Raw genomic sequence first — 628 nt, 5'->3', positions numbered from 1 at the left:
GGGGAGAAATGAATGAAGGTCGATAAAATCACGTCACCAGTGTGGGCTGACAGGGGTCATACGACCATAAACTGTATAGTGAAGTTTTCAGACGCGGAAACAGAATGTGTATTTACAGCAAGTGCGGATGATCCTGAGTCTTACGGTCGTGAAATATTTGAAGCCTGCATAAGAGGTGATGCAGGGCCGGTGGGTGAGTACCGGGCAAATGATGATATGGCTGTGGAAGAAGCACGCAGGATGAAAAACGCGGAGATAAATGCCTGGCGTGATGCGATGGAGGCGTCAGGGTATGTTTTTGAGCACAGAGGACGGAAATGGGATTATGGAAAGGAAGCCATGACACGTCTTGGAATGTCGGCATCAGCGGCCAGAGGCGGTGTGTTGCCGGAAGGATTTTTCTGGACGGACGCAGAGAATAATGATGTACCGATGACGGCAGATGAACTGATATCCCTGAGTGATGCTGCTGGTAAAGCGATGTTCAGGAAAGGCCTTGAAATACATATAAGGCAAAGGGAGATGAAAAAGGCAATAGCAGAACTGAGTGACAGTGAAACCATTCTGGCGTACAGGGTTGGATGGTGAAACTGATAAAAAAACCCCTCTGAAAATTCTGTCAGAGGGG

Annotated in this window: 1 protein-coding gene; it reads left to right on the top strand. The window is 48.1% G+C overall.

The annotated features are described in order from the left end of the window. Window positions 1–12: 12 nt before the first annotated feature. Window positions 13–588 carry a DUF4376 domain-containing protein gene (locus ACJHYR_RS28115; RefSeq protein ID WP_053287939.1) on the top strand — a complete coding sequence of 192 codons (576 nt, stop codon included), beginning with the start codon at window positions 13–15 and terminating at the stop codon, window positions 586–588. Window positions 589–628: the final 40 nt, after the last annotated feature.

Source organism: Escherichia sp. WS1450 (genome assembly GCF_046487395.1).
GTDB lineage: Bacteria > Pseudomonadota > Gammaproteobacteria > Enterobacterales > Enterobacteriaceae > Escherichia > Escherichia coli.
This window is presented reverse-complemented; position numbering and strand designations above follow the sequence as displayed.